The 5,595-nt window shown below is 35.9% G+C and carries 3 protein-coding genes, 2 tRNA genes and 1 rRNA gene; 4 read left to right on the forward strand and 2 right to left on the reverse strand.

Annotation, left to right across the window (positions count from 1 at the left end; all coding sequences use genetic code 11):
- The first annotated feature begins 104 nt into the window (after window positions 1-104).
- From rrf to CKF54_RS02560, 4 genes are all read left to right on the forward strand, one after another.
- Window positions 105-220, forward strand: a 5S ribosomal RNA gene (rrf, locus tag CKF54_RS02545).
- Between the two features lie 13 nt (window positions 221-233).
- Window positions 234-310, forward strand: a tRNA-Asp gene (locus tag CKF54_RS02550).
- An 18-nt stretch (window positions 311-328) separates the two neighbouring features.
- Window positions 329-404: transfer RNA gene (locus tag CKF54_RS02555), tRNA-Val, on the forward strand.
- A gap of 254 nt (window positions 405-658) precedes the next feature.
- The gene (locus CKF54_RS02560; RefSeq protein ID WP_119524718.1) at window positions 659-1,210 is read left to right on the forward strand and encodes an NUDIX domain-containing protein; all 552 of its coding nucleotides are present in this window, start codon (window positions 659-661) and stop codon (window positions 1,208-1,210) included.
- Between the two features lie 614 nt (window positions 1,211-1,824).
- Here the strand turns inward: CKF54_RS02560 and CKF54_RS02565 are convergent.
- A complete protein-coding gene (locus tag CKF54_RS02565) occupies window positions 1,825-4,005 on the reverse strand; it encodes an inositol monophosphatase family protein (RefSeq protein ID WP_119524719.1) in 2,181 nt (726 codons plus the stop codon).
- Entirely contained in the window at window positions 3,993-4,571 is a 579-nt protein-coding gene (gene nudE / locus CKF54_RS02570; protein WP_119524720.1) for an ADP compounds hydrolase NudE, read from the reverse strand. Before nudE ends, CKF54_RS02565 begins: the two co-directional genes overlap by 13 nt.
- Between the last annotated feature and the right edge of the window lie 1,024 nt (window positions 4,572-5,595).

Raw genomic sequence — 5,595 nt, forward strand, 5'->3', positions numbered from 1 at the left:
AAGAACAAGAGAATACAGTAGTAAGTTGTAAAGAAAACGCAAAACAAAAAGCAAAAGAACTCAAGCATATATTCAAATAAAAGTTTGTTATTAAATTAGCCGATTTTGGCGACATTAGCACGATGGTACCACCTGATCCCATGCCGAACTCAGAAGTGAAACGTCGTAGCGCCGATGGTAGTGTGGGGTCTCCCCATGTGAGAGTAGGTCATCGCCAAATTAATTTTTTAAGTGGTCTGGTAGTTCAGCTGGTTAGAATACATGCCTGTCACGCATGGGGTCGCGGGTTCGAGTCCCGTCCAGACCGCCACTTTTTTATTAGTATAATGGGCGGTTAGCTCAGTTGGGAGAGCACCTGCCTTACAAGCAGGGGGTCACTGGTTCGAGCCCAGTACCGCCCACCATTATCATAAAACACACTGCATACGATGCAGTGTTTTTTATTTTTTATTTTTTAATGGTTTTATTATTTGTTATTAGTTTTAATTTGTCATTTTAGTCTAAAAGCTCTCATTTGAGAGCTTTTTTTTAATGGTTTTATTTTGAAGCTGTGTCATAATATACGAATGGACTTTTTAACAGCTATAATTACGATTGTCATTTGTTTAATCGTAGTAACTTATTTAATAGATTATTTTCGTCGTTAGGTGTTACTTGTATGGATAAATTTCCAAAAGTATCAAATTTACAATATTTAGGCAAACTAGGCATTTTTAATGTTGAGATCTTACATTTACAATTTGCCAATGGAGTAGAAAGAGATTACTTCCGTTTAGCTTCTAAAAGAGATGCAGTTACCGTTGTTGCCCTAGATAAAGATGACGTACTCTGCATTCGTGAATTTGCAGGTGGTACTCTTAACTATGAACTTGGCTTTGTACGTGGTGGCGTAGAAGCCGATGAAACTATTTTCCAAGCTGCAGAGCGAGAATTAGCGGAAGAAATTGGTTATCGTGCTAATAAACTAGTACACGTTTCTACTACTTCAAGTAATCCAGGTTATAGTACAGGTTTTCACCATATAGTTATAGCTTCAGAGCTTGAAGCTCTGGCTGAAAAACCAGAGGGTGATGAACCTGAACCATTAGAATTAGTTCGTTGGCCATTAGACAAGTTAATGGATTTAAGAAAAGAAAAAGACTTTAGAGATACTACGCATCGTTTAGCTTTATTTGAGCTAGAAATGTATCTTAAAGATCAACAGGGCTAATTTAAAGAGCTGGATGCTAGTTTAATGCTTGGAGTTAAGCTTGATGTTATGTTCGGTATTAAGCTAGATATTATGTTCGGTATTAAGCTAGATATTAAGCTCGATATTAAGCTTAGTAGCAAATTAGATCATTGGATCTAGAAGTTTGTTTGTAAGTAGATATTAGTTCTATTCTTAAGACATGCGTTCTAACTTAAGTTTTTTAGCTAATAAGCTATTAGATTAGTGCAAATAAATAAAGAGCAATAAAAAGATCCTACCTAGTTTTAGGTGGGATCTTTTGCGTTCTTGCTTATTAATTAAGGCTTGCTTAGTTTGCCTAGTATGGGAACATAAAAAATGCCTTACCTCTAGTAGAGGCAAAGCATTATAAACGTTCCAACAAAAGTTATAATTTGTCAATAAATACTATTAAGCAAATAAGCACTTTTGTTATCTCCGTAATAGTTATAACCTTTAAAACAGAAAAATCAAGTTTATCTTTTTCTAACTTTTACTATCTTTTTGAAAAAACGGGATAAAAATTAAAAAGTGGTAAAGAAAAATTTCAAAACAAAAAAATAGATCTCGACAAGAGATCTATTTGATAGGTTCTTAATTATTTTTCTTGAGTATTAGTTTTGAGTTTGTTGTTTAAAGAGATGCCACGCTTGTTTTGCGACAGCTGATAAACCAAACTCTGCGAACTCTGCTTCAGTTAATTCACGAACTTGTTCTTGACTTAGGAACTGCTCAGCATTTTCTGGATAATGCTCCATAAAGTGTTGGTTTTGTAAAGCTAATGCTTTTAATGGGCGTACAAAGTCAAGTAAGTGTGGTAACTGTAAGTAGAGTAAACCAGCGATATCAAGGACGAACGGGATGGTCGTTAAGTCCTCACTCATAATCAGAGGATAAACATTTTCGTCACTAAAATCAATATTAGTTTTTTCCCAAGGAACACGACTAACATCTGCTAAGTTTAACACTATAGCATTTGCACTAGTTGAGTTTTGCGCAAAAACTAATGATGGAGCTACGTCCCAAATTTTCATCGCATTTGGGAGTAAGTAATTAGTAACGCGATAGTTATCTAAAGTTGCAAATACTAAGGAAGCTTTATAGCCGGCTGAGTGTTGGGTTACCAAATTAAAGTTATCTTTACAGTATGGTAAGTCAAACAGACCAAAAGCGTTGTTAGTACGAGCTCCTTGTAACAACTGAATGGTTTGATAGGCTGGGTTCTTTTGCTCTTGGTTAATCACAAAAGCTGGATTTGGATGTTCACTCACGTAATTAGAGAGGTCACTTGTTAAACCAATTAAGACACGTGCATAAAATTGCAGTTCACGCGGGAGTAATCTTAATTTAGCTTCTTGGTGACTTTTTACTGGAGTTTTGCCAAGAGCGACATAATGTTCAATTAGAGAATTAGTTTGATAGTCATCTAATTGTTGGTGTTTTGCAAGCACATTTAAATGAGCAAAGTGTTGCAGATTTAGGGTTTCTTGTTTACCAAAGATACTTGCAAGGAAACGAACTTTCTCTCTAAACTCAGGTGAGTCTAAATGCGCAATGCTGTACGCTTGTAAGTAGAAAGGTAACTTACGGCTATAATGCTCTAGTTTAGTAGCCCAGTTAGGTAAATCTAATTCAGCAAATTCGGCATTAAGAGCTTGGCTCTTACTAGTGTCTAGTTGTTGCCCAAGAGCAAGGTTTGCTTGTTTAAGTTGCTCTACCAGTTGCTGTGCTTCTGGTTCATCTAGATATGAGCGACGAACTTGTGCTTCTTGCCCTTTTGCCCAAGCTGCAAAACCTTTACGGAAGTTATTTAAATTAAACTCTGAACTTAAAAAGGTTTTTTCACTTTTTGAAGTGATTTCTAAACTAGGGTTAAGTAATCTTTCCCAAAAGTCTACAGTTTGCTCAAAAGCATCTAAGCTAACTTCAACATGATCTTTACCTTGAGAGGCTAACTCTTGTTGGCGACGACTAAAACGTGCCCAAGCATTTGCGTGTTGCATAATGTAAAAGTTAGCTTGATCAGCTAACTCAAGATGTTCTTGAGTTTGCTTATCAAGGTATTGGTAATAACCTTCGGTTGCTCCGAGGTTGATATTGTCATTACCTGTGCCTTGGTTAACTAAGTATTCATAAGTGTTTACTGTATCAGTATTAATTACACGTTTGAACTTAAATGGTAGCAAGTAAGTTACTTTGGCATGGTTAAAAGCTTGATCTTGAGCTTGACGTACTTTGTGATTAAAAGTAGCTAAGTCTACCTGTTGCTCGTCCCAGAAGTAAGCAAAGGCTTGTAGATCAAGTTGCACCATAAACACGCCAATGCCTTTAACCGCATAGTGGATACGACCTTTGCTAGGCTGATAGACAAAGGTAATTAAAGGTTGCCCTTGGTCAATAAGGGTCGCCATGTGACAATAGTCTTCACGACCTTGCGCATAGCCTTTAGTGCCATCAATAGGGTCAACCAACCACCAGCAGCGGTTAGTTTGCATATTAAAGTTTGGGTGCTGTTCAATATCTTCTTCAGAAACTGAAAAATCCCCAAAGATCTCTGGTAGTGCTTGGTTTAAGTAAGTTGCTAGTAGCTTGTCAGCGTAAGTTACTTCAGAATAGTCATCTTTGTAATCTACTTCTACTTGGCTGTCGCGATGAGCGTTAGCTATCGCCCCGGCACTAACAAAGGTCTTACATGCGGGAATAAAGATTTGGTTTTTAAAAAGTTCTGGAAGCTCTTGAACTAATTGCTCTGGAGTATATTTTTTAGCGATTAAATCTTGATTTAGGTGTGACATGCGCCTAACTTTCCTGCACGTACGTAATCTCTAAAAGCATATAAAGCTGCTAGGTTACGACAGTCTCTAAAAGTTGGATGGGAAATTAATGAATCTAGCTGATCTAAAGGCCAGCGCACAAGGGTAAGAGGTTCAGGTTCATCACCTTCAGGCATAACTTCAAGAGGTGTTAAACCTGTTGCCACAACCACGTGCATTTGTGCCGTTTGATAGCCGGTTGAGTTATAAAATGAAATTAGGTGTTCGTAGTTGTTAGCTTGATAACCAATTTCTTCAGCTAGCTCGCGCTCGGCTGCTACGAGAATTTCTTCTTGGTCGTCAATGCCTCCACGGACAAATCCTAATTCGTAATTTAAGGTACCTGCAGAGTACTCTTCAATTAATAGTAAATGCTCTTGGTCAACGGCAATTACCGTTACCCCGTCATGATTAGCATGGAGACGGTAGTATTCTCGTTCTTGACCGTTACTAAATTTTACATCGAGAGCCTCAACATTAAAGATACCTAGTTTACCTAGACCACGGATATTATTTACTTGTGGTAATTTGCGGTTTTGCTCTGTCATATTCGGATATTATTTTGTAAGAAAGAGACGGTTACTATTTATTTAATTATACTTTAAATAGTTGAGAAATTTTATCTTTTTAATAAGAGTATTAAAGAAAAATTTGCGGGATCTAGGGATTAAATTGAAACTAGGGAAAGTTTCAAGCAAAGTTCGGGAGGAGGGGATAAATTAAGCAAGTCTTGGTTTTAATTTTGGTAGTAACTTGTTGTTAGTAACTTGTTGCTAGCAAGCGAGGTAAAACTAGCTGTGATTAAGTTGTAATTGCCAAGTTAAAACAAGAGAAAATACGAGCCTAGTATTTTGACAGTTTGAGGCAGGAGGGGCTGTTACATGGTTGCACATTGGTATTAATAGTTGAATTGAGCTGTACCGCAAATACTGTGGCTGGTTAGGTATTTATTTTTCTAGATCTCCTTTAAATAACCTGGCTAGGTATTTATTTTCTAGATCTCCTTTAAATAACCTTTAAATATAAAGCAAATTGCAAAAATTACGGCAATCTAAAAGTCCCTAGCTCGTTGTTTTTTGCAAAAACTTTTGACCATCCTCTTGAATATTAGCAAATAAACCTTATAAATTAAGTATAAAGAAATAGTAAAACAAACAATAGATTCATAATTACCTCATAGTTTTTAGGGAGTAGTGCCAAATTGATTTAGCAAGAAGCAAAATTAAGATTTTGTGAAAAGAAAAGCCAAATCACTTTGTCACTGCTCCCTAAGTTTGTTTGTTGCCAAACTAAAAAGTGGGGAGAGATAAAAAATGAGAATCCTGTTCAGTTTACAGAACTTTTAACATAATCTTGTTATTATGTTTATATATGTAGATAAATAGTTTTATCTTGAGTAAAATATAGTAAAATAAAGTAATGTTTTGTGAGTAATTATTTTTACCATTGATCTTTGCTTTTTATTTTTGTAACAAGCAACCAAGTTCAAGGTTGTATAAAGTGCAGAGATAAAGATAGTAAGGTAAATAATGAAAGCATAGTTTAATCAAATAAATAAAGAGAAAACAAAAT

The sequence above is a fragment of the Psittacicella hinzii genome (assembly GCF_003585885.1).
Lineage (GTDB): Bacteria > Pseudomonadota > Gammaproteobacteria > Enterobacterales > Psittacicellaceae > Psittacicella.

Excerpts from the sequence above, each read along its gene's own strand:
- CKF54_RS02560 (WP_119524718.1), top strand. The coding sequence starts at position 659 with ATGGATAAATTTCCAAAAGTATCAAATTTACAATATTTAGGCAAACTA.
- CKF54_RS02565 (WP_119524719.1), bottom strand. The coding sequence starts at position 4,005 with ATGTCACACCTAAATCAAGATTTAATCGCTAAAAAATATACTCCAGAG.
- nudE (WP_119524720.1), bottom strand. The coding sequence starts at position 4,571 with ATGACAGAGCAAAACCGCAAATTACCACAAGTAAATAATATCCGTGGT.